This window comes from Bradyrhizobium sp. SSBR45G (assembly GCF_030159255.1).
In the GTDB taxonomy this organism is placed as follows: domain Bacteria; phylum Pseudomonadota; class Alphaproteobacteria; order Rhizobiales; family Xanthobacteraceae; genus Bradyrhizobium.
On sequence record NZ_BSCT01000020.1, the window covers coordinates 39278 to 64236 of the forward strand.

22 protein-coding genes and 1 other RNA gene are annotated in these 24959 nt (G+C 66.2%); 8 read left to right on the forward strand and 15 right to left on the reverse strand.

Translation table 11 applies throughout. The features are described 5' to 3' along the window. Positions 1 to 120 precede the first annotated feature (120 nt). From QQL87_RS21880 to QQL87_RS21895, 4 genes are all read right to left on the reverse strand, one after another. Positions 121 to 1632, reverse strand: coding sequence for a tripartite tricarboxylate transporter permease (locus QQL87_RS21880; protein WP_284420718.1), 1512 nt, complete (start codon positions 1630 to 1632; stop codon positions 121 to 123). Positions 1633 to 1639: 7 nt separating this feature from the next. After that, on the reverse strand, positions 1640 to 2416 hold the full coding sequence (locus QQL87_RS21885; RefSeq protein ID WP_284420719.1) for a tripartite tricarboxylate transporter TctB family protein: 777 nt from the start codon (positions 2414 to 2416) through the stop codon (positions 1640 to 1642). A 93-nt stretch (positions 2417 to 2509) separates the two neighbouring features. Next, the gene (locus QQL87_RS21890) at positions 2510 to 3043 is read right to left on the reverse strand and encodes a chromate transporter (protein ID WP_284420720.1); all 534 of its coding nucleotides are present in this window, start codon (positions 3041 to 3043) and stop codon (positions 2510 to 2512) included. Next, positions 3040 to 3648: a chromate transporter gene (locus tag QQL87_RS21895; protein ID WP_284420721.1), complete on the reverse strand. Its 609-nt coding sequence runs from the start codon at positions 3646 to 3648 to the stop codon at positions 3040 to 3042. The genes QQL87_RS21890 and QQL87_RS21895 overlap by 4 nt, the downstream gene beginning before the upstream one ends. Positions 3649 to 3742: 94 nt before the next feature. Between QQL87_RS21895 and ssrA the strand changes: the two genes are divergently transcribed. From ssrA to feoB, 7 genes are all read left to right on the forward strand, one after another. Then, positions 3743 to 4111, forward strand: a transfer-messenger RNA (tmRNA) gene (ssrA, locus tag QQL87_RS21900). A 250-nt stretch (positions 4112 to 4361) separates the two neighbouring features. After that, positions 4362 to 4892, forward strand: coding sequence for an SspB family protein (locus tag QQL87_RS21905; protein ID WP_284420722.1), 531 nt, complete (start codon positions 4362 to 4364; stop codon positions 4890 to 4892). A 96-nt stretch (positions 4893 to 4988) separates the two neighbouring features. Continuing rightward, positions 4989 to 6413, forward strand: a complete 1425-nt coding sequence (fumC, locus tag QQL87_RS21910) for a class II fumarate hydratase (protein ID WP_284420723.1) — start codon at positions 4989 to 4991, stop codon at positions 6411 to 6413. 236 nt (positions 6414 to 6649) lie between these two features. Beyond that, positions 6650 to 6835 carry a DUF4169 family protein gene (locus QQL87_RS21915; protein ID WP_284420724.1) on the forward strand — a complete coding sequence of 62 codons (186 nt, stop codon included), beginning with the start codon at positions 6650 to 6652 and terminating at the stop codon, positions 6833 to 6835. Next, entirely contained in the window at positions 6835 to 7131 is a 297-nt protein-coding gene (locus QQL87_RS21920) for a ribbon-helix-helix domain-containing protein (RefSeq protein ID WP_284420725.1), read from the forward strand. The genes QQL87_RS21915 and QQL87_RS21920 overlap by 1 nt, the downstream gene beginning before the upstream one ends. 107 nt (positions 7132 to 7238) lie before the next feature. After that, entirely contained in the window at positions 7239 to 7514 is a 276-nt protein-coding gene (locus tag QQL87_RS21925; RefSeq protein WP_008963599.1) for a FeoA family protein, read from the forward strand. A 21-nt stretch (positions 7515 to 7535) separates the two neighbouring features. After that, positions 7536 to 9413 (forward strand): ferrous iron transport protein B, encoded by a 1878-nt coding sequence (feoB, locus tag QQL87_RS21930; protein WP_284420726.1) that lies wholly within the window; start codon positions 7536 to 7538, stop codon positions 9411 to 9413. 19 nt (positions 9414 to 9432) lie between these two features. Here the strand turns inward: feoB and QQL87_RS21935 are convergent, their stop codons facing one another. Next, on the reverse strand, positions 9433 to 10221 hold the full coding sequence (locus tag QQL87_RS21935; protein WP_284420727.1) for an NAD(P)H-dependent oxidoreductase: 789 nt from the start codon (positions 10219 to 10221) through the stop codon (positions 9433 to 9435). A gap of 89 nt (positions 10222 to 10310) precedes the next feature. Between QQL87_RS21935 and QQL87_RS21940 the strand changes: the two genes are divergently transcribed. Further along, positions 10311 to 11234: a LysR family transcriptional regulator gene (locus QQL87_RS21940; RefSeq protein ID WP_284420728.1), complete on the forward strand. Its 924-nt coding sequence runs from the start codon at positions 10311 to 10313 to the stop codon at positions 11232 to 11234. 1 nt (position 11235) lies between these two features. On the opposite strand, the gene QQL87_RS21945 is transcribed toward QQL87_RS21940, so the two are convergent. From QQL87_RS21945 to QQL87_RS21990, 10 genes are all read right to left on the reverse strand, one after another. Then, positions 11236 to 13107 (reverse strand): bifunctional sugar phosphate isomerase/epimerase/4-hydroxyphenylpyruvate dioxygenase family protein, encoded by a 1872-nt coding sequence (locus QQL87_RS21945; protein ID WP_284420729.1) that lies wholly within the window; start codon positions 13105 to 13107, stop codon positions 11236 to 11238. Further along, the gene (locus QQL87_RS21950) at positions 13104 to 13841 is read right to left on the reverse strand and encodes an ABC transporter ATP-binding protein (protein ID WP_284420731.1); all 738 of its coding nucleotides are present in this window, start codon (positions 13839 to 13841) and stop codon (positions 13104 to 13106) included. Before QQL87_RS21950 ends, QQL87_RS21945 begins: the two co-directional genes overlap by 4 nt. A gap of 11 nt (positions 13842 to 13852) precedes the next feature. Beyond that, positions 13853 to 14596, reverse strand: a complete 744-nt coding sequence (locus tag QQL87_RS21955; protein ID WP_284420732.1) for an ABC transporter ATP-binding protein — start codon at positions 14594 to 14596, stop codon at positions 13853 to 13855. Continuing rightward, complete coding sequence (locus QQL87_RS21960; protein ID WP_284420733.1) at positions 14593 to 15591, reverse strand: branched-chain amino acid ABC transporter permease; 999 nt, start codon at positions 15589 to 15591, stop codon at positions 14593 to 14595. The genes QQL87_RS21955 and QQL87_RS21960 overlap by 4 nt, the downstream gene beginning before the upstream one ends. After that, the gene (locus QQL87_RS21965; RefSeq protein WP_284420735.1) at positions 15588 to 16463 is read right to left on the reverse strand and encodes a branched-chain amino acid ABC transporter permease; all 876 of its coding nucleotides are present in this window, start codon (positions 16461 to 16463) and stop codon (positions 15588 to 15590) included. The genes QQL87_RS21960 and QQL87_RS21965 overlap by 4 nt, the downstream gene beginning before the upstream one ends. Positions 16464 to 16537: 74 nt before the next feature. After that, positions 16538 to 17677, reverse strand: coding sequence for an ABC transporter substrate-binding protein (locus QQL87_RS21970; protein ID WP_284420736.1), 1140 nt, complete (start codon positions 17675 to 17677; stop codon positions 16538 to 16540). Between the two features lie 79 nt (positions 17678 to 17756). Beyond that, entirely contained in the window at positions 17757 to 18638 is an 882-nt protein-coding gene (locus tag QQL87_RS21975) for a shikimate dehydrogenase (protein ID WP_284420737.1), read from the reverse strand. A 123-nt stretch (positions 18639 to 18761) separates the two neighbouring features. Then, complete coding sequence (locus tag QQL87_RS21980) at positions 18762 to 19703, reverse strand: LysR family transcriptional regulator (RefSeq protein ID WP_284420738.1); 942 nt, start codon at positions 19701 to 19703, stop codon at positions 18762 to 18764. A gap of 32 nt (positions 19704 to 19735) precedes the next feature. Then, a complete protein-coding gene (locus QQL87_RS21985) occupies positions 19736 to 23518 on the reverse strand; it encodes an AsmA family protein (RefSeq protein ID WP_284420739.1) in 3783 nt (1260 codons plus the stop codon). Between the two features lie 173 nt (positions 23519 to 23691). Beyond that, a complete protein-coding gene (locus tag QQL87_RS21990) occupies positions 23692 to 24924 on the reverse strand; it encodes a cytochrome P450 (RefSeq protein ID WP_284420740.1) in 1233 nt (410 codons plus the stop codon). Positions 24925 to 24959 lie beyond the last annotated feature (35 nt).

Sequence of the window (24959 nt, forward strand, 5' to 3'; positions counted from 1 at the left end):
TGTAGCGGAGGAGATGTCATCCTGACACAAGATTCAGGCGATTATACCCAAGAAGCTGGGCTCCTGTCGAAGCGAGAATGAGGGCGAAAACGAGTTCCCGCCCATTCCGCCCCGTGGGCCCTACCCCTCCACGAACACCTCGTCGCGCTTGCGCCGCAGCGCTGGCAGGACCGCCAGCACCAGCAGGACGGCGGCGATCGCCAGCAGCGCGGCGGAGAGCGGGCGGGTCAGGAACACCGACCAGTCGCCGCGCGAGATCTGCAGGGTGCGGCGCAGGTTCTCCTCCATCAGCGATCCCAGCACCATGCCGAGCAGCAGCGGCGCCGGCTCGAAATCGTGCTTGATCAGCCAGTAGCCGAACAGGCCGAAGGCCCCGGCCAGGACCACGTCCACGGGCGCATTGTTGATCGAGTAGATGCCGATCGCGCAGAACACGACGATCGAGGGGAACATCAGCCGGTACGGCACGCGCAGCAGCCGCACCCAGATGCCGACCAGCGGCAGGTTGATGATGATCAGCATCAGATTGCCGATCCACATCGAGGCGATCATGCCCCAGACCAGGTCCGGCTGCTTCGCCATCACCTGCGGCCCGGGCTGGATGCCGTGGATGGTCATGGCGCCGACCATCAGCGCCATCACCGCGTTGGGCGGGATGCCGAGCGTCAGCAGCGGAATGAACGAGGTTTGCGCCGCGGCGTTGTTGGCACTCTCCGGGGCCGCGACGCCTTCGATCGCACCGCGGCCGAAGCGTGAGGGATCGCGCGCGATCTTCTTTTCGAACGTATAGGCGGCAAAGGAGGCGATCACGGCGCCGCCGCCCGGCAGGATGCCGAGTATGGAGCCGAGAATGGTGCCGCGGGCGATTGCAGGCGCCGAATCGATCAGGTCCTTGCGGGTCGGCATGAGGCCCGTGATCTTCTGCTGCACCAGTTCGCGATCGGATTCGGCGCCACTGTCGAGATTGCGGATGATCTCGGCGAAGCCGAACACGCCCATCGCAACGGTCGCGAAGCCCAGCCCATCGGCAAGCTCGGGAATGTTGAAGGCCATGCGCGAGGCGCCGGTCTCGAGGTCGGCGCCGACCATCGACAGCAGCAGCCCGAGCGCGATCATCGCCACGGCCTTGAGCACGCTGCCCTTGGCGAGCACGACGGCGAAGATCAGGCCGAGCACCATCAGCGAGAAATATTCGGCCGGCCCGAACAGCAGCGCGAGCTTGGTCAAGGGCGCGCCGAGCACCGCGATCAGAACGGTCGCAAAACAGCCGGCGATGAAGGAGCCGATCGCCGCGATCGACAGCGCAGGACCCGCACGCCCCTGCTTGGCCATCTGGAAGCCGTCGAGCGTGGTGACGACGGAGGTCGCCTCCCCAGGGATGTTGACGAGGATCGAAGTCGTCGAGCCGCCATACTGGGCGCCGTAATAGATGCCGGCGAGCATGATGAGGGCGCCGACCGGCGGCAGGCCGAAGGTGATCGGCAGCAGCATGGCGACGGTGGCGATGGTGCCGATGCCCGGCAGCACGCCGACGAGCGTGCCGACCAGCGCGCCGACCAGGCAGAGCAGCAGGTTGGTCGGGCTGAGCGCGACGCCGAAGCCGAGCAACAGGTTCTGAAACAGATCGAGCATGCCGGCCTCACTGCACCAGGAAACGCGGGAACAACGGCATCGGCAGGCCGAGCACGTAGGGGAAGAGCAGCGCGCAGCCGAGCGTCAGGACGACGCCGACGATCAGCGTCTCGCCCCAACGGGTCTCCGCCGTGCCGAGCGCCGCGATGAGGAAGCTCGCGAGCGCTGCGACGATCAGCCCCAGCGGCCGAATCGCGACGGCAAATGTCAGGATGGCCAGCGACACGAACAGCGGCCCGCGCCAGTGATAGACCTGGAGCGCCGGCCCTTCGGTCACGAGGCCGATCACGGCGACGGCAGCCCCCATTCCGAGCAGCAGCACGCCGAGCATGCGCGGCGCAGTGCCAGGGCCGAACGTGAAGCCGCGCATGCCCGACAGATCGCTCGCGGCCCACAACGCGAACAGGGCGATCGCCATCAGCACCACGCCACCGAAATAATCCTGCGGCGCGCGCGGGCGTGCCAGGCCGGTGAACAGCGCAATGGCGATGAGCGGATAGGTGTAGATCAGCGCCAGCAGCGCATCGGATCGCAAGGTGATCTTGCCGCCATCCATCCACTGGCGAAGCAGCGCCGACAGCGATTCGACGAGGGCGGCGCCATGCGCCGAAACGACCTGCAGCGGAGACCGCGCCGACACGGGAGCAACGAGGCTGGCGAGCGCGATGGCGAGTTCGACGAGTTGTGGTGCGAAAGCGAGCAGCAGAATGATCGATGCGCCGGTCACATTGCGCGCGGACGGCACGGCCGCCCCGCTCGACAACTGACCCGTGGTCTCGGCCATGTCCTCGCCCTCCCCGATCGGCCTTGGTGGCCGATATTGTTTTTCGGCGGTCCGGAGCCAGCCCGGCCGCTTCTGTTTTGCTAGCGGCTTTCCCTAGAGAAGGCCAGCGAAACCAAGACAGCCGCCCGCCGCCAGCAGCCAGAGCGGATTGAGCCGCGTCAGAGACGCAACAACCGCAGCCATCACGGTCAGCGCGAACGCCCGCCATGTCTGATCCGACGCCACGCCGAGAACCCACGTGCTCGCAGCCATCAAGCCGATCGACAGCGGCACCAGGGCAGCCTGCAGCATGGCGGGCCAGCGCAGGTCTCGCGCGTTCGCGAGCCATCGGCTGACGACGTAGGAGAGAATTGCGGTGGGACCGCACATGGCGATGGTCGCGGCCGCCGCGCCCCCGACGCCTGCGACCGAATAGCCGATCAGGGCGACGATCAGAACGTTGGGGCCGGGCGACAATTGGGACAGCGCAAATGCATCCGCGAACTGCTTGTCGGTCATCCAGTGCCGGACATCGACCGCGACGCGATGCAATTCGGGAATAGCCGCAACCGCGCCGCCGACAGCGAACAGCGAGATCAGCGCAAAGGTCCAGAACAGCTGGAACAGCGGATTGTCGTCCCCGCTCATCGTGCCCACCGCGTCTTGGCGTAGGTCTTGGCATAGGTGACAGCGAGGCTGAGCGGCACGGCCGCCAGCAGAACCTCCTGCAGCGGCAGGCGGACCAGTCCGATCGCGACGAACACGCCCGCCATGACCACGAGGCCGACCACGTCGCCCTTTTTCAGGAGCGGCGACATCATGCGAAACACCACCGAGGCCAGCAGGCCGACGGCTGCACAGGACACGCCGGCCAGCCCCTGCCGGAGCGTGTCGGCCTGCCCCGCACGATCGTAGAGCGCCGCAAGGGCGGTGATCAGCAGCATCGGCGGGACGAGCAGGCCGGCGAAGGCCGCGATTCCACCGGGAATGCCGCGCAGCCGCGCGCCGAACACCATAGCGAGATTGACGATGTTGGGCCCGGGCAGGAAATGGCACAGTGCGAAGGTCTCGTTGAACTCCTCCGCCGTCATCCAGCGGTGCTCGTCGACGATGGCGCGGCGCGCAAACACCAGCACGCCGCCGAACCCGGACAGCGACATTTTTGCGAATGCGAAAAAGAGCGTGCGAAGGCTGGGCGGGGTTTTGGCGATGTCGGCTGCAGACGAGGCCGCCGGCGCAATCTCGGAGGTCATGCGACACTCTAGGAGGATGGGTTCGCGCCTGCCAAGATCGAACGCAGGGTTCCGCACACCCGCCCACATTTTTGTCGCAGCCCGTGACATCTGGGCTCTGTGCATCGGGCGGCGAGCGGCCTATATAGGGTGTGCCGGCTTGCCGGCTATGGAAATAAATCGCCGTCGAAATAAACCATTCGGACCCGGGGGCGGTACCCGGCGCCTCCACCAAAGCCCGCCGCTGGAATCGATATCCAGAACGGGTTTTGGCGGGGGCGAAATAGGATCGACGAGGGCGTAAAGGGCGAGCTTTTTCCCGGTATTGTTCCGCCGTTATCGGGCTACTGCAATAGTTGCCAACGACAACTTTGCTCCGGTTGCTCAGGCTGCGTAACGCGGTTTGAAAAACCACCTTAAAGTCCTAACGGGTTAAGCTCCGTTAGGCGGGGTTCGGAGGCACCTGGCAACAGAAGCCTCCACTTTCTCTTCGCTCACGCTCACTCGTCAGCGCTGCTTGGCTGCGCATTTTTGCCGTTTCGAGCGTTCATTCCCTTGCCGCATGGACTCCCGCCGGCCACGGTGCGTTCCCATATGTCGACGCGGACCGGCTTGGCTGCTGACCTCGGCGCCTGTCCGGAGTACCATGTGACAAATGCGAGTCGGAACGCTGCTGCCCACCAGGCGCGGTCGTCCGGCACCGGGGCGCGGCCCATCAGGATACAGGACCGATCATGGCGACCGATCATATTCGATACGATGTGCTGGCGCGCGACGCGCTGCGCGGGGTGCTGCGCCGTGTGCTGAGTGATGCGGCCGTGCATGGCCTGCCCGGCGAGCACCACTTCTTCATCACCTTCATTTCCAAGGCCGAGGGCGTGAAGCTGTCGCCGCGGCTGCTGGCGCAATATCCGGACGAGATGACGATCATCCTGCAACATCAGTTCTGGGACCTGGTGGTGACGGAGGAGCGCTTCGAGGTCGGCCTCTCGTTCGGCGGCATCCCCGAGCGGCTGGTGGTCCCGTTCCACGCCATCAAGAGCTTCTTCGATCCGTCGGTGCAGTTCGGACTGCAGTTCGAGCCGTCGGAGGCGATCGCCGAGACGCCGGCTTCGCCGAAGCTTCCGGCCGCCCCTGCCCCCGCGGCGGTCGCCGTGCCGATGCCCGCACCGGCCAGCGAAGCGAGCGACGACAAGCCGGCCTCGCCGGGCGGCCCCAGCGAAGGCGCCGAAGTCGTCCGCCTCGACCGCTTCCGCAAGAAATAGGCGCATTCGCCGCGCGCGGAACGGCCAACGAGCCCATAGATTGACGCATGCTTGAACCGGCCACTGCCGGCTCACGACCAATCATGGGCATGTGTCATGACGACATCAGCGAATTCATCATCTTCCGGACCGACCCGGACCGAGACCGACAGCTTTGGTCCGATCGAGGTGGCGGCCGACCGCTATTGGGGCGCCCAGACTGAGCGCAGCCGGCAGAATTTCCGCATCGGCCACGACCGGATGCCGATGGGCCTCGTGCATGCGCTGGCGCTCGTGAAGCTGGCGGCGGCCCAGACCAATCGCGAGCTTGGTTTGCTCGAGCCGCGCATGGCGGAGGCCATCATCGAGGCGGCGCAGGAGGTCATCGACGGCAAGCTCGACGACCATTTCCCGCTCGTCGTCTGGCAGACCGGCTCCGGCACGCAGACCAACATGAACCTCAACGAGGTGATCGCCAATCGCGCCAGCGAGCTGCTCGGCGGCGAGCGCGGGACCAAGAAGCCGGTGCACCCGAACGATCACGTCAACATGAGCCAGTCGTCCAACGACTCCTTCCCCACCGCGATGCATATCGCGGCCGCACGGGCGATTTCCGGCCATCTGGTGCCGGCTTTGTCGGAGCTCCTGGCGGCGTTGCGTGCCAAGGAGGATGCATTCGCAGACATCGTCAAGATCGGCCGCACCCACACCCAGGACGCCACCCCGCTGACGCTCGGCCAGGAGTTCTCGGGCTATGCCGCGCAGGTCGAGAGCGCGATCGCCAGGATCGAGACGGCAGCCCGTGATCTTCTGCCCCTCGCCCAGGGCGGCACCGCCGTGGGCACCGGTCTCAACGCGGATCCCGAATTCGCGGCGTCATTCGCGAGACACGTCGCCCACATCACCGGGCTTCCGTTCACCAGCGCCGCGAACAAGTTTGAAGCTTTGGCCTCGAACGACGCGTATGTCTACGCGCATGGCGCGATCAATGCGGCGGCCACCGGCCTGTTCAAGATCGCAAACGACATACGCTTCCTCGGATCGGGCCCGCGGTCGGGATTGGGCGAATTGATTCTGCCGGAGAACGAGCCGGGCTCCTCGATCATGCCGGGCAAGGTGAACCCGACTCAGTGCGAGGCGCTGACGATGGTGTGCTGCCAGGTGTTCGGCAATCACACCGCGATCACCGTGGCCGGCAGCCAGGGCCATTTCGAATTGAATGTGTTCAAGCCATTGCTCGCACATTGCATGATGCAGTCCATACAATTACTAGGCGATGCTGCGCGTTCATTCCGCGAACATTGCGTGACCGGGATTCAAGCCGACGAAACGCGGATTCGCGAGCTGATGCAGCGTTCTTTGATGCTGGTCACGGCGCTTGCGCCGAAGATCGGCTACGACAACGCCGCCAAAGTGGCCAAGGCAGCGCATCAGCGCGGCACGACGCTGAAAGAGGAGGCCGTGCGGCTCGGCCTCGTCTCCGAGGAGGAATTCGACCGCCTCGTGCGGCCCGAGCAGATGACGAGGCCCGGAAGACCCTGACGGTAGTCCCGTAGTACTACGGGGGGTGATGCAATTCTCGCTGTTAACCCCTAAAGGATACTCTCGACTACAAGTTCTGCTGCGTTTGGTGAGTACAAAACCCGCTCGCAACGACGCGAATGGCATTCGAACTATCAGGGAGCGATGACGTGATTGTCTGGAGAACGCCTGGGCTCATCCGCGCAATGCGCATGCTCTCCTCGCGACATTCGATGCCTTAGATGATTGGAGCAAGCATGGGGGACGTCATCAACTTAAAGCGTTTCAGAAAGCGCGTAGAGCGCGATCAGGCAGCAAAGGTCGCCGAAAGCAACCGCGCTCGCCACGGCAGGACGAAGTCCGAACGCGCAACTGACGCACAACGCGACAAGCGCGCGAACGAATTACTCGATCAACATCGTATCAATGGCGAGGACGCGTGATGAAGTCGCCCGTCGTAAAACGTTCAATCGTAGTCGCAGGTCACAAGACCAGCGTCAGCCTCGAAGAGGCATTCTGGAACGGCATGAAGGAGATTTCGGGTCTCCGGAACATGACGCTGTCCGAACTGGTCGGAGAGATCGACAACAATCGCCAGCAGGGCAACCTGTCTTCGGCGATCCGGCTGTTCGTTCTCGACCATTTCAAGAGCCGCGCAGCGGCGTCCTCGGCGTCGTCGGGGATCGAGCCGAAGGCCGCGGTGGACAGCCGGCACTCGGCGGCTGCTGCCGCTCCTTGAGGCAGATCAGAGGGCGGCCGGTCCAGTCTGTTTAAAATCGCTCTAAGATGCCACTGCATGGTACACGCCGTGCTTGACCTCTTGGCATGCGATTGAAAATACAGGCTATGAGCGAAATCTGCGACACACGGCCGCCTTTGCCGCTCGGTCTGGCCCGACGTGGCTATACCGGAACGATCCAGCACCTTGCAGCGGGCGGGACGACGTCGTCCCTGCCGGACGTCGAATTGGAAAGCCGGCTCATCGAGCTCGGCTTCGTCGAGGGCGCCCGGGTCGAAATTCTGCACGAAGGGATCGTCGGGCGCGATCCGATCGCCGTCCGTGTCGACAACATCACCGTCGCGGTCCGCCGGCGTGAGGCCATGGCCGTCATCGTGGCATAGGCCGCGCGGGAAGCGTCGACCATGGAAAGCCCTCTGCTGCACCTGGCCCTGGTGGGAACTCCCAACAGCGGCAAGACCTCGCTGTTCAACGCGCTGACGGGAAGCCGTCAGAAGGTCGCGAACTATCCAGGCGTCACCGTCGAGCGCAAAGAGGGCGCATTCGTGACGCCGCAGGGCCGCCAGGTGTCGCTGGTCGACCTGCCCGGCACCTATTCGCTGCGCGGCCGCAGCCCGGACGAGGAAATCACGCGGGATTTCGTGCTTGGACGCGCCACCGGCGAAGTCCTGCCCGATCTCGTGCTGTGCGTCGCCGATTCGACCAACCTGCGGTTGACAATTCGTCTCCTGCTCGAGCTCAAGAGCACGGGCCGGCCGCTGGCGCTGGTCCTCAACATGTTCGACATCGCCAAGCGCCGCGGCGTGACCGTGGACGTCGCGGGCCTGTCGCAGGCGCTGGGCGTGCCGGTCGTGACCTCGATCGCGGTCCGCAAGGGCGGCACCGACGATCTGCTGAGGCTCACCGATCAGCTGGCCGCGGGGGCGGACGCCGCAGGCGGCGAACGTGCCAACACCTGGCGTCCCCTCACTGTCCCGGAGCTGCGCGCAACCCAGCGCGAGGCCGATCGCATCATCAATGCGACGGTCAGCCTGCCTGAGCGGCCCGACACCTGGACGGCTCGGATCGATTCCATCGCGCTGCATCCGGTGGGCGGCCTCTTCATCCTGCTGGCCATCCTGTTCATCATGTTCCAGGGCGTGTTCGCCTGGGCGCAGCCGCTGATGCAGCTGCTGTCGGCGGCCTTCGATGCGCTCGGCCAGCTCGTGCATGACCAGCTGCCCGAAGGGCTGCTGCAGAGCTTCCTGCAGAACGGCGTGATTTCCGGCGTCGGCAGCGTCATCGTGTTCCTGCCGCAGATCATCATTATCTTCCTGTTCATCCTGCTTCTGGAAGATTTCGGCTACATGGCGCGCGCGGCGTTCCTGATGGACCGCATCATGGGCGGCGCCGGCCTGCATGGCCGCGCCTTCATCCCGCTGCTGTCGAGCTTCGCCTGCGCCATCCCCGGCATCATGGCGACGCGCGTGATCGACAACCGGCGCGATCGGCTCACCACGATCCTGATCGCGCCCTTGATGACCTGCTCGGCGCGGATCCCGGTTTATACGCTGATCATCTCGGCGTTCATTCCGCCGACCAAGGTGCTGGGCCTGATCAACCTGCAGGGCCTCGTGATGTTCGGGCTCTATGCGGCCGGCATCGTCAGCGCGCTGCTGGTATCGTTCCTGGTCAAGTTCTTCCTGATGCGCGACTACCAGCCGGCGCCGTTCATGCTGGAGCTGCCGGACTACAAGATGCCGCGGCTGCGCAGCATCGCCATCGGCGTCTACACCCGCGCCAAGATGTTCCTGCAGCGCGCCGGCACCACGATCTTCGCGATGATGGTGCTGATCTGGTTCCTCGCCTCGTTCCCGCAGCCGCCGGCGGGCGCAACGGAGCCTGCGATCAATTACAGCCTCGCGGCCATGATCGGCCAGGCCCTTGCCCCCCTGCTCTCGCCGGTCGGCTTCAATTGGCAGATCGCGGTCGCGCTGGTGCCAGGCATGGCCGCCCGCGAGGTCGCGGTTGCCGCGCTCGGCACCGTCTATGCGATCGAAGGCGGCAAGGAGGCGGCCGAGCAGATCGGCCAGGTGCTGGCCGACAAATGGAGCCTCGCCACCGCGCTGGCGCTGCTCGCCTGGTACATCTTCGCCCCGCAATGCGCCTCGACGCTGGCGGTGATCCGGCGCGAGACCGGCAGCTGGCGCTGGATGGCCGTGACCTTCTTCTACATGTTCGCGCTCGCCTACGCGGCGGCGTTCGCGACCTACCACGTCGCAGTGGCGATGGGCGCGGGCTGACTGCTCGCGCCCGCCGCCATCATCGCGCGGCGTCCACATGCAGCGCGAAGCCGTGCGCGCCCTCCACGCCAAGCTCCGGCCGGAGCTGCATCGACGGAATCAGATAGTCGCCGTGGTTCTGGCGACGATAGGGAATCGGCTGATCCGTAAACAGCGTCCGCATCCGCGCGCGCAGCCGCTCTGCGACGTCTGAAAAACCCGCTTCATCGAGCCGGCCCACCTTGTGCGCCACGAAGGCCGGCAGCACGTCGAAGCCGGGATAGAACAGGATGCCGTGGTTGATCGGGAACAGCAGATCGTCGATCGGCCAGTTGATGCCGCGCTCCGAATAGTGCTCCTCCCAGCCGCCTGTGGTCACCACCAGCATGGCGCGCTTGCCGGCGAAGACGCCCTCGCCGTAGCGATTGCCCCAGCGCTTGTCGCTGTGCTCGCCGACGCCGTAGGTGAAGCCTTGGGAATAGACGCGGTCGACCCACCCCTTCAGGATCGCGGGCATCGTGAACCACCACAGCGGAAACTGCAGGATGACCGCGTCAGCCCAGAGCAGCTTGGCCTGCTCGGCCCTGACGTCATCGGTGAGGGTCTGCGCCTTGAAAGCTTCGCCGGACGCGATCGCGACGTTGAGGCGCGCCTCTGGTGAGAGCTGCGGGAAGTCGGCGCGGTCGGCGGCCGACTTCCAGCCCATGGCGTAGAGGTCTGAGACCCTGACCTCGTGCCCCTGAGCCGCGAGCTCGGCAACGGCCGCGTCGCGCAAGGCGCCGTTCAGCGAGCGGGGTTCGGGATGGGCGAAGACGAGAAGCACGTTCATGGCTTGGATCCTTCGTTGATACGGCCAAGACATAGACGCGCTCTCATCTATCCACTATATATCGCATATCAATAATATTATGCCGGATTATGGATAAATCAGACGTCAGCATCGCGCACATGCGCAGCTTCGTCCGGGTCGCCGAGCGCGGCAGCCTGTCGGCGGTGGCACGCGAGCTCGGCGTCGGGCAGTCCACGATCACCCGACATCTGCACGAGCTGGAGGAAACCGTCGGCGTGCCGCTGCTCAGCCGCACCACCCGCCGCGTGACCCTCACCGACGAGGGCAGCCGCTATTACGCCAACTGCGTTCAGATCCTGCGGCTGATCGAGCAGGCCGGCGATGAAGCGCGTGGCACGCGCGGCGCGGCCAGCGGCACAATCCGGATCTCCTGCACGGCGGCGTTCGGCATCCTCCACGTCATCCGGCTCATCTTCGCGTTCCAGGACCGCTACCCCGACATCGCCGTCGACCTCAACCTGACCGACGAACGCATCGACCTCGTCCGCGAAGGTGTCGATATCGCACTGCGTCTCGCACCGCTCTCCGACAGCTCCTTGAAGCTGCGGTCGCTCGGCTACTCACACCGGCTGCTGGTCGCTTCTCCCGACTATTTGGCAAGGCGCGGCACGCCGCGCACGCCGCAGGACCTGGTCGGCCATGACGGCATCCGCATGACCAACATCGCGGGCAGCGAGACGCTTGTCGTCCTCGGACCCCACGGAGAACGCCATGAGGTGCCGTTCAGAAGCAGCTTCCGCACCAATCACGGACTCGGGGTTCGAGAGGCCGTGCTGTCGGGGCGCGGAATCGGCGCAAGCCATGCCTGGCTGGTCGATGACCTCATTGCGGCGGGCAGGCAGACGGTGATCCTGCCCGACCACCGTCTGCCATCGACTCCGCTCAACATGCTGATCGTCCCGGAGCGCGCCGGCATCGCGCGCGTGCGGCTGCTGATCGACTATCTCGCCGAGGAGGTCGTCCGCCTGCCAGGGATCCGGCCCGAGCCCTGAGCTACAGCCGCGGCATCGTGTCGGGCCGCACCTCGCGGGCCTGCGCTGCGAGACGGATCGCGGCATTGGCTGCGCCAAACCCCTGATAGTTGCGGCGCTGTACGATCTCGAAGAAGAAGCGCTCCTCGAAGATGTGGGTGTAGACCTGGAAGAACTCCGCGTCGCCGTCGCGGTCGTACAGAATCTCGTTGGCGCGGAGTGCAGCGATGGTCTCGGGCGCGAGGTCGTATTTGGCTTCGAGATCGTCGTAGTAGTTGTCGGGAATGTCGAGGAAGCCGGCGCCGCGGGCGCGCATCTCGGCCACGGCCGCGAAGATATCATCGCAGGAGAAGGCGATGTGCTGCACGCCGGAGCCGAAGAACTCCGAAATGAAGCGCGACGAGAGCGTGCGGTTTGCCGTCGAACCGTTGAGGATGAAGCGCAGGCTTCGATCGCCGTTGACGATCGCCTGGCTCTGCACGAGGCCCCTGGGGTCCGCGATCTCCATCTGCGGCAGACGGGAGAAGTCGATGAGCCCCGAGTAGAACAGCAGCCAGGACAGCATCTCCTCATGCGGCATCGACTGCGCGATGTGATCGACCGCAACGAGCCGGTCCGTGCCCTTGTCGCTGGCAACCGCCTCGAAGTCGACGTCCCAGTGCCGGCCGTGCGTGTCCAGGAAATACAACAGGCTGCCGCCGACGCCGTGGATCGCCGGGATCTCGAGCTCTCCGGGACCGACCGGCTGCACGAAGGTGCGCGTCTTCAGAGACTGCGCCCGCGCCATCGCGCGATCGGCGCTGTCGACGTCGAGTGCGATGGCGCAGACGCCGGCACCATGCGTCACGTAATGCGAATGCGCAAAGCTCGCCGGCTCGCAGTTGATGACCAGTTCGATTGCCCCCTGTGTCCAGCGCTGCACCGCCTTGCTGCGATGACGCCCGGTGTTGCGGAAGCCGAGCTGGCCGAACAGCGTCGCCAGCACCTCGGCCTTGTCCTCGCTGACGGCGAATTCGACGAAGCCGATACCGTGGCTTTTGACGCGGGGAGCAAAGCGCTCGTCCGGCGACGCCGGCATCTTTCCGGCAAGATCATCCTGCAGCAGCAGCAGCGAGCGCATGCCGTCGAGCGCCGTCCGTGGCGATGATCCCGCGCGGAACTGGTCGTTGAAGATTTCGAGCGACAGCGGCCCGGCATAGCCGGTCGCAGCCACGGCCTCCATGAACTCGCCGACCGGCAGGTCGCCCTGCCCCGGGAAGCTGCGGAAATGCCGGCTCCAGGACAGCACGTCGAGCTCGAGCTTGGGCGCGTCGGCCAGCTGCACCAGGAAGATCTTGTCGGCCGGAATGGAGCGGATCGCGTTGGTCGGCAGCGCCGGCGCCAGCGCATGGAAGCTGTCGAGGATGACGCCGATCGCCTTGTGATCGGCGCGGCGCACGATCTCCCAGGCGTCGCGATAATCATGGACGTGGCGGCCCCAGGCCAGCGCCTCGTAGCCGACGCGCAGGCCACGTTTTGCGGCGCGCTCGCCGAGCTCGTGGAAATCAGCGGCGGCGCGGTCGATGCCGCCGAGCGACAGCGGCGACACGCTGCTGCAGATCAGCAGCAGGTCGGTGCCCAGCTCCTGCATCAGGTCGAACTTGCGTTCCGCGCGGACGAAGTTGCGGGCGCGCTGCGGCTCGGGCATGCCCTCGAAATCGCGGAACGGCTGATAGGCGCAGATCGAGAGCCCTAGGTCGCGGCACATCTGCCCGATCTCGCGCGGCCGCATCCCGAACGCAACGAGATCATTTTCGAAGATCTCGACCTCCTCGAAGCCCGCCGCGGCAATCGCCTTGAGCTTTTCATCGAGGGCACCGCTGATGGAAACCGTCGCGATCGAGCGCTTGTTCATGCCGCCGTCTCCTCCATTGCGCCGCCCAGGAACAGCTGGCCGATGCGCGGATCGGCCAGCACGCGGTCGGCCTTGTCGATGATGCGGGTGCGGCCGAGCTCCAGCACGATGCCGTAGTCGGAGATCTCCAGCGCCGAGCGGGCGTTCTGCTCGATCAGCAGCACCGAGACGCCGCGGTCGCGCAGCTGCTTCAGCATGTCGAAAGTCTGCTGCACCATCAGCGGCGACAGGCCGATCGAGGGCTCGTCGATCAGCACCAGCTGCGGCTCAAGCAAAAGGCCGCGCGCGATCTCGAGCTGCTTCTGCTCGCCGCCCGACAAGGTCGAGGCCTGGCGGTCCGCCTTCTTGCGCAGCACCGGAAACACGTCGAGCGCCGCCTCGACACGGGCGGTGAGATCGAAGTCGCGAGCAGCCGCGACGCCGCCGAGCTCAATGTTGTGGCGCACCGACAGCTCGCCGAAGATGTTGCGGCCCTGCGGGATGTAGCAGATGCCGGCGCCGAGCAGCGCGCGCTGGCTCAAGCCGGTGACGTCACGCCCCTTGAAGATCACTTTGCCTTCGCGCAACTTCAAGAGACCAAAGATCGCCTTGAACACGGTCGACTTGCCGGCGCCGTTCGGGCCGATGACCGTGGTGATCGATCCCTTCGGCACCGAAAAGGTGGTGCCGTTGAGGATCGTCATCTTGCCGTAGCCGCCGACGAGGTTCTGGACGTCGAGAATGGGATCGCTCATGGCCGGCTCCCTCAATGTCCAAGATAGGCTTCGATCACGGCCGGATTGGCCCTGATCTCGTCGGGCTTGCCGATCGCAAGCACCTTGCCTTCCGCCATCACCATCACGCGCGAGCACAGCGACATCACGAACTCCATGTTGTGCTCGATCACGACGAAGGTGGCGCGGCGCTCGCGATTGATGGCAATCAGACGCTCCTTGAGGTCGCCGAGCATGGTCGGGTTGACGCCGCCGGCGGGCTCGTCGAGCAGCACCAGCCGCGGGCCGCCCATGAAGGCCATGGCCGCATCGAGCAGCTTCTGCTGACCGTAGGACAGGCCACCGGCCGGCTCGTTGGCGAGATGCTCCAGCTTGAAGAAGCCGATCATCTGATCGGCGGTCGTGGTGAGGCCCGCATCTGACGGACCGAACAGGCGCGACAGCATGCTGCCGCGATGCTCCTGGCCGGCAAGAATGAGATTGTCGCGCACCGAGAGCTTTGGGAACACCTGCAGCAACTGGAAGGTGCGGCTGACGCCGAGACGATTCAGGTCTGCCGGCCGCTGGCCGGTGACGAGCTTGCCATCGACCCTCACCTCGCCGGCGCTCGGCACCAGCTGGCCGAGGATGCAGTTGAACAGCGTCGACTTGCCGCAGCCATTGGGGCCGATCAGGCCGAGGATCTCGCCCTCCTGCACATCGAAGCTGACGCCGTCGACGGCCGTGATGCCGCCGAAGCTCTTCTTGACGTCGCGAACGTCGAGGACAGCGGTCATTGCGCGGCCTCCAGCTTGGATTGAGCCGCGGCCCGCAGCGCCGACGCGGCCTTGGTTCGCCGCTCGCTGAGGTAACGGTCGAGAATGCCGAGGATGCCGCTCGGCGAATAGATCAGCAGCAGGATGACGGCGGCCGCGTAGAGCATCAAATAGTAACCTTCGGCGAAGCGCAGCCATTCCGGCAGCAGCACGGCAATCATGGCGCCGAGGAACGGCCCGAGCATGAAGCCGGAGCCACCGACGATCACCATCATCAGGAGATCGAGCGAGAGCTGCAGGTTGAACGGCACGGGATCGACATATTGCGTCAGCGGCGCATAGAGCACGCCGGCAATGCCGCCGAGCACGGAGCCGATCGCGAACGCCATCAGAGTATAGCGCCGCGTGTCGATGCCGAGCGACTGCGCCCGGATCGGATTCTCACGCAGAGCCATGAAGGCGCGGCCCCAGGGCGAGCGGATCAGCCACCACATCGCAAGCGTGACGAGCCCGAGCGAGCCGAGACAGAGATAGTAGAACGGCAGCGGCCGGCGGGTCGGGAACCCGAAGATCTCGGGACGCGGAATGTTGCTGATGCCGTAGATGCCGTTGGTAAGCCAGCTCTCGTTGCGGAACACCAGGAACATCAGCGTCGAGAAGGCGAGCGTGACGAAAGCGAGGTAATGATGCTGCACGCGCAGCGCCGGATAGCCGAGCAGCCAGCCGACGATGAAGCAGATCACGATGACGAGCCCGAGCGCCGCAATCAGCGGCCAGCCATGCGTGGTCAGGATCGCCGCGCCATAGGCGCCGATGCCGACGAAGGCGCCCTGGGCCAGCGACACCTGCCCGGCGTAGCCGAGCGTGAGGTTGAGGCCCATGGCGGCGATCGTCATGACCGCCCACTGGCTCAGGATATACAGGCCGTAGCGGTTGAAGTTCATCGGGATGATGATCAGGCCGGCGATGACGACGACAGCCAGCGCGGCAAGGAGCAGTCTGCTGTGCTTGCTCATACCGTGCGCTCCTCGGCCCGACCGAGCAGGCCCTGCGGCCGGAACAGGATCATCAGGATCAGCAGCACCATCGGCACGGCGGCGCGATATTGGGTGGACACATAGGCGGCGGCGAGATTGTCGACGACGCCGATCAGGAGGCCACCCGCGATGGCGCCGCGGACCTGGTTGAAGCCGCCGACGATCGCGGCGATGAAGGCCGCCTGCCCGAGCACCTCGCCACTGGAAAATTTTGCCAGATAGATCGGCGTGATCAGCAGCGAGGCCAGCGCCACCAGCACGGCGTTGATCAGGAAGGTCAGCAGGATCATGCGCTCGACGGGCACGCCGATGATGCGCGCCACCGTTGGGTTCTGCGCCGCCGCCTGCATCTGATGACCCAGCGAGGTGCGGTTGAGCAGCGCGGTCAGGCCGACGACGGCCAGGATCGCCACGGCGAGCACACCGAGGCTCTGCAGCGAGATGGCGCGGCCCAGAATGGTGACGTCACCGACCGGCACGATCGAGGGAAATGGCGAGGCCTCAGCGCTGAAGAACTGCTTCACCGCCTCCTTGATCCCGATCGCCAGCGCCATGGTGGCGATCGCGAGCGGCAGCACGCCGTGCCGCAGCATCGGATCGACCAGCAGCATCTTGAAGGCGAGGCCGAGCAGCAGCGCCGACAAGAGAATACCGACGAGAACGGCGAGCCAGAAGGGTGCGCCGAGGTGCAGCACCGCGAGCATCAGGAAGGCCGGCAGCATCACGAACTCGCCCTGGGCGAAGTTGATGGTCTGCGAGGTCTGCCACAGCAAGGTGAAGCCGACGGCTACGAGCGCGTAGATGGCGCCGGTGGCGAGTCCCGCCACGATCAGGTCGAGCAGATTGGACATGGTTTCCCCGTGAGCCCTTGGGTGACGGCGGCGCCGGACATCACCCCACCAGCGCCGCCGATCGACCGTTGTCCTCAGTTGAGCTTCGGCAGCACCTGCTTCACGACCTGCTTGCCTTCGACCACCTCGACCAGGAAGCCTTGGCGATCGATGTCGCCGTTCTGGTCGAAGGTGACATCCATCAGGATGTTCGGCTCGGCCGCGGTCTTGATCGTCAGGCCGTGCAGGGTGTCGGCGAACGCCTTGGAGTCGACCTTGCCCATCTTCTCGGTCGTCGCCTTGACCATGTAGATCGCCAGATAACCCTTCAGGCCGTTGTGATCGGGCACGTAGTTGTACTTCTTCACGAAGCGGTCACGGAACGCCTTGATCGCCTCGACCGGCGCATCGGTGGTGAGGCCGACATGCCCGCGAGCCCCGTTGGCGGCATCACCGGCGAGCTCGATCACCTTCTGGCCGACCAGCGTGGTCTCGCCGATCAACGGCGCGGTCACGCCCTGGCGCTTGAGCTCCTTGAGGATACGCGCGCTCTCCTCCTCGTTGACGTAGATGAAGACCGCATCCGGCGCCGCCGCCTTGATCTTGCTGACGTCGGCGGCGAAATCGGCCTGGCCGGCTTCGGTCGAGAGATCCGCTGCAACTTTGATACCGAGGCGGTTGAACTCCTTGGTGATGACGTCGCGTCCGCCGCGTCCGAAATCGTTGTTGACCCAGACCACCGCGACCGACTTCGCCTTCAGCTCGTCGTTGACGTATTTCGCGACCTTCGGCATCGATGATTGCTGGCCGAACGACGTGCGGAACAGGAACTTGTTGCCGCCCTGAGTCAGTTCAGCGGCCTCGCCGCCCATGATCTGCGCGATGCCAGCTTCAGCCGCCAGCGGCGCCGTGACCTTCACCGAGCCGGAATAGCCGGGCCCGAGCAGCACATAGGGCTCGGCGTCGAGCGCCTTCTGCACCTGGGCACGCGCAACGCCGGGGTTCGACTGCGAGTCGGCGTGGCTGACCTCGATCTTGCGGCCGAGGATGCCGCCCTTGGCGTTGATCTCCTCGACGGCGAGGTCGATGCCGTTCTTCCAATTGGTGCCGACGGTGGCGCCGCCGCCCGAGAGCTCGGCGACGTTGGCGATCTTGATGGGGGCGCCGGACTGCGCGTAGGCGGCTCCGGACAGCAGAACGGCCGTGCACAGGCCAGCCAGGATGGTCGATCTCATGTTGTTTCCTCCTCTGTATCTCAACGCTTGTTTGCGTTTTTGCTTGAACGACTAGGTCAGCGCGTATTGGCCGGTTTGCTCAGGCGGCGTCAACCGCCGGATATCTCTCCGCCATGTGGTTGTCGAAGGCCGCGCCCATTGCCTCGGCCGATGGCGCGAGCCCGGTGAACAGTTCGAAGGCGTCGGCCGCCTGGTAGATCGCGAGCTCGCGCCCAAGCAGCACTTGCGCGCCCCTCCCCTTGGCGGCGTTCAGCAGCGGTGTCCACAGCGGTGAGTAGACGGCGTCGGCGACCCAGAGATCGGCACGCAGCAACTGGTCTGGCACCGGCGTACCGCGGTTCGGCAACATGCCGATCGGGGTGCCGTTGACGATGCCTGCCGCACCCTGCAGCGCGTCTTTGACGCTGTCGACCACAGTGATGGATTTGCCGGCCGGCAGCAGGCTCGCCAGCTTCTCGGCCCGAGCCCGCTCGGTGTCGTAGATGCGCAAGCCCGCGACGTCGAGGTTCGCAAGTGCGAAGGCGATCGCCTTGCCGACCCCGCCGGCGCCGATCAGCGCCACGACGCCGCGATGAGTCTGGCTGACCAGCGGTGCCACCGCACGCTCGAAGCCGGTCGTATCGGTGTTGTGGCCGATCAGCCGTCCGTCGCGAACGACGACGGTATTCACGGCCCCCATCGCCGCCGCCTTCGGCGCGAGCTCGTCGAGCAGCTCGACCACGGCTTCCTTGTAGGGATAGGTCACGTTGACACCGGCAAAGCCCAGCCGGCGCACGCCTTCGAGCAGCGTCGCGAGGCCCGCCCGGTCGGCGCCGGCGACCTCGATGAGCTGGTAATGGCAGCGCACGCCGAGCGCCGCTGCGGCATGCTCGTGCATTGCGGGAGAGGCCGAATGCGCGATCGGCGCACCGATCAGACCGGTCAGGAATTTGCGGGCTTTGAGCGCGGAAAGATCAGGCACGTTCGCTTCAGTCTCTGCTGCCGCCTCGCGCGATCGCCGCACGAGCGATGAATGACGCTGCGGACGATAGCGCTTTGGCCGGCTAACACAATTACCCAAATATCCGCTGAACCTAACATCATGTTATTTTTTGCCGGTGACCGCTTTCGCAGGCTTCGCCACCTGGCGTCGGCCTGGCTCCAGCGCGCGCATCTCGGCGCGCAGGCAGTCGATGAAATGCTCGGCGTAGAGCGACAGCGGCGTGCCGCGCTTGACCGCAATGTAGGTGTCGAACCGCGTCGGCTCGGCGATCTTGATGAGCTCGATGCCGGGATAGCCGCCATGCGCGACCGTGAACTGGTCGATGACGGCGATGCCGAGCCCGGCCTTCACCAGCGCGCACACGGTGGTGCCGAAGCGCGCCTTGATCGAGATGTTGTAGCTGAGTTTGTTGCGCGCGAAGATCTCCGCCATGATCCGGCCATAGGGATCGTTGGGATCGATGCCGATCAGCGGATAGCGCGTCATCTCCGTCGCCGAGACCTGCTTGCGGCCGGCGAGCTCATGGCCTTCAGGCACGATGCAGAACAGCTCGCCCGAGGCCAGCGGCATGAATTCGAGGCCGGAATGGTCGAGCCGGTAGCTCATCGCCACGCACTCGCCCTTGCCCAGCATCAGATAGTCGATCGCCTCCTCGATCTTGAGGATGTTGATGTCGATGCCGAGATCCGGATAGCGGCGGCGGACGCGCTCGATCGCGCGCGGCACCATCACCTGGGAAATGCTCGGCACCGAGCCGATGCGCAGTTCGGAGAGTGCGCCGCGGCCGATGTTGGAGATGATGTAGCTGAGATCGTCGACCTTCTCGTAGACGCTGTTGATCTGCTCGAAGATGTTCTGCGCTTCGGGGGTCGGGAAGTAGCGGCCGTTCTGGCGCTGGAAGAAGCGGATGCCGAGCGAGCGCTCGGTGTATTTCACCAGCCGGCTGACGCCCGGCGCCGACACCTTCAAGAGCCGCGCGGCGCCGTTGATGGTGCCGGTCACCATCACCGCGCGGATGACCTCGACCTGGCGCAACGTCATCATCGGCGCGGCCCCTGCCCGACGCGCGCCCGCGATCACGGGCTGCCCGGCGGCGTCAGCACGACCGGCGGACGCGGCAACGGCCTCGGCCGCGGCGGCATGGCGCCGGGCGCGGGCTTGATCTCGACCGGCGGCGGCAACGGAGCGACCTGCGGCTGGCTCGCCGCCAGAGGTGCCGCCGGCGCGGCCGGCGGCGGCGCGGCGGCGGGAGCCGAGAGCGGCGCCGAAAGCGGCGGCACGGCAGCGCGCGGGCCACCGAGCTTGGTCCGCGGATCCCGCCGCGGATCACGTCCCGGCATCGGCACGTCGGTCGCGTTAGGGGTGACGGGAGCAGCATCGGGGCCGCCCGGCAGCGATGCCGTCGACGACGGATAGGTCGGCGGCGGCTCGCCGCGCGCGATCGCATCCAGACGGCGGGTCTCGCGATCGATCGCGCGCACCGCGAGCCAGGACGACAGCGACGTCACATCGAGCACCCGCGTCAGCGCATCGGGCGTGCCCATCACGAACAGCTGCACCTCGGGGCGGCTGTTGGCATTGCCGGTCGTGTTCGAGCTCAGGCTGGCGCGAATGTCGGCCTGGTCGGCCGGAACGTCGAAGCCGCCGGAGACGATGGCGCGCGCGCCCTGAGCCTCCAGCGTGGTGGCGCCGACGCGCACGCGGCCATCGCGGATGATGAACGGGATCTGCGCCGAGACGACCGACAGACTACCCGACGCCAGCGCCGGCTCGACCACCTGGCGGAGCTTGCCGTCGTCGGTCACCTGCCCTGCGTCGGCGGCGCGCAAGGCGGCATCGAAGGCCCGCGGGTCGAGATTGGCGATCGATGCATTGTCCAGCGTCACAGTGCCGTTGCCCGAAAGCGCATTGACCAGGCCCTGCACGCTGCGGCCTTCGGCGGCCAGCGTCATCTGTGCGGACACTTTGCCTGCGGGCATCTTCAGATTGCGATAGCGCAGCGCATTGCCGTCGACGCCGGCAAGCTCGATGCGTCCGTTCAGGACGAGCCCGTTCGGATTGGGCCGCGCCTCGACAGTGGCGATCACCTCGCCGCCGCCGAGCTTGCCCTTGAGGTTCTCGATGGTCAGCGACTGGCCATCGCTCTTGATGGCGCCCGCAAGCGGCCGCAAATCGGTGCCGTTCAAGACGGTGCCGCTGAGCGCCTGGAATGCGACGCGGCCGCGCCAGCCCTTCAGGAGGCCGGCGCCGAGCGGCTCCGCCTGCTCGCGCCCGGCCGCGCCGATCAGCACCGCGACCACTTGCGGCACGTCGAGCGCGTCGATCCCGACCTCGCCATCGACCTGCCTGTCGTCGTCGAGGTTCACCGCCAGCCGCCCGCGTAGCCGCGATCCGCCGACGGTGCTGTCGATGTCCTCCAGCGTCACGCGGCCACCGGACAGCCCGAGCTTGCCGAACAGGCGGATGTTCTGCGCCGCCGGATCCTGCGGCTTCACGCCCAGCAGCGGCGCCAGATTGGCGCTGCGCAGCCGCAGATTGACATTGGCCCTGGCCGCATCGCCCCACGGCTCGACGGTGCCCTGCGCGTCGCCGTCGAGGCCCACGCCGGATAGTTTTGCATTCACCCGCAGCGGCGCGCGCCAGCTGCCCGTGACGCTCGACTGAAACTCGGCCGGACCGTTGCCGACGGCTGCGACACGATCGAGCCCGAGCAGCGCCAGCACGACACTGCCCTGCTCGGCCGAAAGTCGGCTCTCGACGCCGAGCTCGGTGCGATCGATCGCATCGACCTCGAAGCTGCGCAGCGCGGCGGCCGAGGGCTTCGCCGTCAGCGTGGCCGAGCCCTTCAATTGCGGCGCGTCGAGATCGAGCACCGCCTTGGCCTGGCTGCGGTCGGCATTCGCGGGATCCTTGGCGAGATCCAGCGTGAGCTTGAGCCGCGCCGCGCCCGCAGGCGTAGTGAGCGCATCGAAGCGCGCCGAGATCTGCGGCGCGAACGGCTGCACCAGCGCCGTGATCTCCTTCAGCGAGCCAGCCATCGACGTCACCGTCAGCCGCCCGGTGGCGTCGGCGCGATCGAAGCGACCGGCGCCCTCGGTCGTCACGCCGCCACTCTGCCCGAACTTGATCTGGTCGACGGCGATCGTCTTGGGATCGTAGGAGACGCGCGCGGTGAGCGGACGCAGCTCCTGGCCGCTGAGCTTGGCGCGGCCGACGTCCAGCGCCACGCTCGCCTCCGCCGGCCACTCACCAGTGACGCCGACCAGCGATCGCGTGACGGCCATCGCGGCATCGAGATCGAGGCGGTCCCCCTTCAGCACCGCCTCGAAGCGCGAGCCGGCGCCGGCGGGGCGGTTGAGAAGAGCAACGCGTCCATCGACGGAGCCGCCGTCGATGTCGGCCTTCAATCCATCGATCGCGATCCGTTCCGGCGCGACGTTGAGATCGCCGCGCAGCCGCAGCGGACGCTGCGTGCGATAGCTCGTGTCGCTGCGGCCCTGCAGCCAGGCCACCAGCGAATCCGGCTCGGAGGATTCGAGATCGAGCGCACCGGTGAAGCCTGCCGTGACCGAGGTCGAGATGCCGATGGTCCGGAAGGTCAGACGCGTCGAGCCCGGCGCGCGCAGATCGACCTTCTCGAGGCTCCACGCGGTCGGCTCATTGTGGAGATCCGCCGTGAAATTCTGCACCGGGCGCCCGGAGAGCATGATCTGCTCGGTCGAGAACTGCACGTTGGCCGGCATCGGCAGGGTCGGCAGCTGCGCGATCCAGTTGCGCAGCGCCGGCAGCACCAGCGCGGGTGCGATCGCCCGCCGGTCCTTGACCTCATCGCCGCCAGCCAGCAGCTTGTCGGCATCGAGCTGACGCGCCGACAGCGACGCTTTCAGCACCGGCATCGCACCGAAGCGGACGTCACCGCCGCCGGCGAATTTCAGCGCACGATCCTCCTGGCCGAAGGTCACCTCGATCTGGTCGAGCTTGGCGGACGCCTGGTCGCCCGCGATCTTGGTGGCGATCCGCCACGGCGTGCCACCAGCCTGGTTCGCCGGGCTGCTCTTGGCCGTTTGGGCCTGTTTCGCCGAAGCGTCCTTTGCAGCCTGGGCAGGCTTGTCCTTGTCGGTGCTCGGCTCTTTGGGCGGTGACGACAACGTCAGCGCGCCCTCGAAACGCGGCGAGCGGTTGGGGAAGCTGATCAGGCCTTCGACATCGGCCATGACCGGACGCTCGCCCGGATCGATGTTGAGATGGACGCGCAGGCCGTTGGAATCCTTGTCCTGGCTCGACGACAGCCGGAACGGATAGCGGCTGCCGCGGATCGAGACCGCGCCGTCGCCGCGCAGCGAGCCGGCCAGCGAACGGACGTCGCCGGAGAACACGATATCGGTCAGTTCGATCGTCGAGCGGCTGGCCGCGTCGTGCAGGGCGACCCGGCCGGTCAGGTTGAAGCGGTCGATCGAGAGCGCGGCCAGATTGAACCGGCCCGAGGCCGCCGGCAGATCGACCTGGCCCTTGGCGTCGAGCCCGAGATCGGCGGCCATGCCGCCGATGGTGAGCTCGTTGGCCTTCCACTGCCCGCGCATCAGGTCGCCGAGGCTGAACTCGACGTCGAGCTTGTCGGCGCGCAGCTTGCCGAGGTGATTGGCGCCGCCGAACGTGACCTGGCGCAGCCGCAGGGTCGGCGTCGGCAACAGCCGTGCGTCCAGCGCACCGGCGACCCGCACGGGCACGCCGACGATCTTGCCGGCCTCGGCCTCGAACTGCGGCCGGAACTGGTTCCAGTCGACGAAGTACGGGCCGATCAGCGCAGCAAGGAGCGCAAGGATGAAGGCAATCGCCAAGCCGAGCAGGGTCGTCTGCACGGGGTCTCCCTCAAAGGACAACGCTCCGGCGTCCCAACCTGTCCACCATTGCGGCAAAAGCCCCGCTGGTACCGATACCGGAGCGCTGCATCATATAGGATTAAGTATGGCGAAGTCACAGCGCTGTCGGTCTTTCCAGGGGCGTTGCACAACAACTCCGTTAACGAAGATGGTTACCAGCGGGCGGGCAGCCGTTTGAGGCCGCGCAGCACGAAGGTCGGGCGCCATTCCGGGTTGTCCGCATCATCCAGCGTCAGCTCGGGCAGCCGCCGCAGCAGGGTTCCGATTGCGACCTCGGCCTCGATCCGGGCGAGCTGCGCCCCCAGGCAATGGTGAATGCCGCCGCCGAACGACAGCGGCTTCACGTTCGGCCTGGTGATATCGAGCTTCTCGGGATGGTCGGGATAGACGGCGGGATCGCGGTTGGCCGAGCCGAGCAGGCACAGCACGCTCTCGCCCGCCGGAATCCGGCGGCCGCCGAGATCCTCGATGTCCTCGAGCGCGACCCGCCCGGTCAGCTGCACCGAGGAATCGTAGCGCAGGAACTCCTCGATCGCGTTGGTGATCAGCTCGGGCCGCGCCTTCAGCAGCGCCAGCTGGTCGGGATTGCGATGGAGCGCCAAGAGGCCGTTGCCGATCAGGTTGACCGTGGTCTCGTGCCCCGCGCCGAACAGCAGGATGATGTTGGCGGTGAGCTCCTCGTTCGAGAGCTTGGCGCCGTCCTCCTCCGCCTGCAGCAGTTGCGTCGTCAGGTCGTCGCCGGGCTGTTTCCGCCGCAGCTCGAACAGATGCTGGAAATAGGCCCTGGACACGGCGTTGCCGGCATTGCCCTCGGCGATCTCGGCCTTCGACAGCGGCACCGGCTCGAGCAGCCGGCCGCCCTCGCGCGAGCTCTTGTAGAACGCCTCGCGATGCTCCTCGGGAATGCCGAGCATGTCGCAGATCACGGTGACCGGCAGCTTGAAGGCGAAGTCCTCGATCAGGTCCATGCGGCCCTGCGGGATGACCTCGTCGAGCGTGCGGTCGACGATCTCCTGAATCCGCGGCCGCATGTCCTCGACGCGGCGCGCCGTGAACGCCTTCACGACGAGGCCGCGCAGCCGCGTGTGATCCGGCGGATCCTGGTGCAGCATCCACAGGCCCATGCTGCGAAACACCGGCTCGTTCATGATGTCCGGGCCGTAGCGCCGGATCGAGCGCGCAACGAAATCCTTGCCGAAGCGCTTGTCGCGCAGCACGAGGCTCGCTTCCGCGTGGCGGCTGGCGAGAAACGCCCCGAACGGCGTGACATGCATCGGATCGTTGTCGCGCAGCTGCTGATAGAAGGGATAGGGATCGCGGATGAAGTCCGGCGACAGCGGATTGAACAGCGGCGCGGCCTTGGCGGCCTGGACATGCTCGTTCATGTGGTCCTCTCCCGAATGACGCTGGATTGGTTCAT

Bases quoted from the DNA above. Each gene is read 5' to 3' on its own strand.
- QQL87_RS21880 (WP_284420718.1), bottom strand. From the start codon at position 1,632: ATGCTCGATCTGTTTCAGAACCTGTTGCTCGGCTTCGGCGTCGCGCTC.
- QQL87_RS21885 (WP_284420719.1), bottom strand. From the start codon at position 2,416: ATGGCCGAGACCACGGGTCAGTTGTCGAGCGGGGCGGCCGTGCCGTCC.
- QQL87_RS21890 (WP_284420720.1), bottom strand. From the start codon at position 3,043: ATGAGCGGGGACGACAATCCGCTGTTCCAGCTGTTCTGGACCTTTGCG.
- QQL87_RS21895 (WP_284420721.1), bottom strand. From the start codon at position 3,648: ATGACCTCCGAGATTGCGCCGGCGGCCTCGTCTGCAGCCGACATCGCC.
- QQL87_RS21905 (WP_284420722.1), top strand. From the start codon at position 4,362: ATGGCGACCGATCATATTCGATACGATGTGCTGGCGCGCGACGCGCTG.
- fumC (WP_284420723.1), top strand. From the start codon at position 4,989: ATGACGACATCAGCGAATTCATCATCTTCCGGACCGACCCGGACCGAG.
- QQL87_RS21915 (WP_284420724.1), top strand. From the start codon at position 6,650: ATGGGGGACGTCATCAACTTAAAGCGTTTCAGAAAGCGCGTAGAGCGC.
- QQL87_RS21920 (WP_284420725.1), top strand. From the start codon at position 6,835: ATGAAGTCGCCCGTCGTAAAACGTTCAATCGTAGTCGCAGGTCACAAG.
- QQL87_RS21925 (WP_008963599.1), top strand. From the start codon at position 7,239: ATGAGCGAAATCTGCGACACACGGCCGCCTTTGCCGCTCGGTCTGGCC.
- feoB (WP_284420726.1), top strand. From the start codon at position 7,536: ATGGAAAGCCCTCTGCTGCACCTGGCCCTGGTGGGAACTCCCAACAGC.
- QQL87_RS21935 (WP_284420727.1), bottom strand. From the start codon at position 10,221: ATGAACGTGCTTCTCGTCTTCGCCCATCCCGAACCCCGCTCGCTGAAC.
- QQL87_RS21940 (WP_284420728.1), top strand. From the start codon at position 10,311: ATGGATAAATCAGACGTCAGCATCGCGCACATGCGCAGCTTCGTCCGG.
- QQL87_RS21945 (WP_284420729.1), bottom strand. From the start codon at position 13,107: ATGAACAAGCGCTCGATCGCGACGGTTTCCATCAGCGGTGCCCTCGAT.
- QQL87_RS21950 (WP_284420731.1), bottom strand. From the start codon at position 13,841: ATGAGCGATCCCATTCTCGACGTCCAGAACCTCGTCGGCGGCTACGGC.
- QQL87_RS21955 (WP_284420732.1), bottom strand. From the start codon at position 14,596: ATGACCGCTGTCCTCGACGTTCGCGACGTCAAGAAGAGCTTCGGCGGC.
- QQL87_RS21960 (WP_284420733.1), bottom strand. From the start codon at position 15,591: ATGAGCAAGCACAGCAGACTGCTCCTTGCCGCGCTGGCTGTCGTCGTC.
- QQL87_RS21965 (WP_284420735.1), bottom strand. From the start codon at position 16,463: ATGTCCAATCTGCTCGACCTGATCGTGGCGGGACTCGCCACCGGCGCC.
- QQL87_RS21970 (WP_284420736.1), bottom strand. From the start codon at position 17,677: ATGAGATCGACCATCCTGGCTGGCCTGTGCACGGCCGTTCTGCTGTCC.
- QQL87_RS21980 (WP_284420738.1), bottom strand. From the start codon at position 19,703: ATGATGACGTTGCGCCAGGTCGAGGTCATCCGCGCGGTGATGGTGACC.
- QQL87_RS21990 (WP_284420740.1), bottom strand. From the start codon at position 24,924: ATGAACGAGCATGTCCAGGCCGCCAAGGCCGCGCCGCTGTTCAATCCG.